General features: G+C 71.4%; 2 protein-coding genes. Both read right to left on the bottom strand.

Translation table 11 applies throughout. The annotated features are described in order from the left end of the window. Positions 1–436, bottom strand: a 436-nt coding sequence (locus D7V97_RS43115) for a hypothetical protein (RefSeq protein ID WP_147445264.1), incomplete at its 3' end; no start/stop codon positions are given. An 8-nt stretch (positions 437–444) separates the two neighbouring features. Further along, a partial coding sequence (locus tag D7V97_RS43110; RefSeq protein ID WP_120616279.1) for an MFS transporter occupies positions 445–1,237 on the bottom strand: 793 nt, incomplete at its 5' end.

Here is a 1,237-nt window from a genome sequence, read left to right as displayed (position 1 = left end):
GTCCCCAGCCCCGCACCAACCCCGCGGAGGCCTGCCCGCGCTGGACGGGCAGCGCCACGGGCACCTCCGTCAGGCGGGTGAAGACGCGAAAGGGCTCCGCCCCCCGTCCCAGCCGGACGTGGAAGTGGGAGGCCGCGCTCCCCTCCGGCGCGAAGCGGGCCGTCCACGCCGTGCTCAACTTCGTCTCCACGAAGCCCAGCACCTGGGCCAACCGGGCCCGGGTGAGGTGGTTCCCCCAGGCGGCGCGCGGGAAGAGGACGTGCTCCATGCCACCCGGTCCAGCGACGCGTGACAGCAGGCCAAAGGCCTCCATCCCCAGGCGCACCTCCTCGGCCTCCGGACCCACCGCGCACCAAGGGCAACCTTCCACCGGACCGTGGGGGACGAAGGCCTCCAGGGGGGCTGGAGCAGGCAGGACGGGAACGGTGGCGGTCATGGACTCGCTCATGACGTGGGGGCTCGCGGTTCGGCGGTGATGGCGGACGGACGGTGCATGGCGAGCAGCGCCAGCGGGATGACTCCGGCGACGACCACGAAGAGCCCCTCCGCGCCGAAGGCCGCCGCCATCGAGTGCCGGTCCGCCAGCACCCCGAACAGCGGGGAGAGCACCATCAGCACCAGGCTCTGGAAGAAGCCGGCGAACGACATCACCGTGGCGCGGTGCGAGGAGGGGATGCCCTTGTGGAGGGTGTCATTGACCAGGGGCCGCACCAGTCCGCTGGTGAGCTGGCTGATCAGGATGACGCCCACGCCGGCCAGGCTCGTGCTCCAGGCCAGGAAGAAGTAGTGCGCCGCCAGCAGCACCGGGATGGAGAGCAGGGCCAGCGACTCACCGGCCCACTTGACGATGCGGTGCGTGTTCCGCGCCACCACCGCGCTGGACAGCATCCACACGAAGTAGATGGCCCCGAAGAACTTCAGGTCCACGCCCGCCTCACGCATGTACGGCTGCGAGAACTTGAAGCCCGTCAGCATCGCCGCGCCCATGAAGCCGGAGAACAGGACCAGATAGCGCAAGGGCCCGCTGGACCACACCACGGAGGCCGCGTGGCGCATGTGGGCCACGGAGGGCTTGTCCCGCGTGGAGCGATGGTGCGGTGGCTCGCGGAAGGTGAGGGCCACGGCGAGGGCCGCGGCCGAGCCCAGCAGCGTGAGCAACACCGGCAGCCGCAGCGACACCTCCGCCGCCGCGCCCCCCAGCAGCGAGCCCACCCCCATGCTCCCCAGCCGGTAGGAC

This window comes from Corallococcus sp. CA053C, from assembly GCF_003611675.1.
Taxonomy (GTDB): Bacteria; Myxococcota; Myxococcia; order Myxococcales; family Myxococcaceae; genus Corallococcus.
This window is presented reverse-complemented; position numbering and strand designations above follow the sequence as displayed.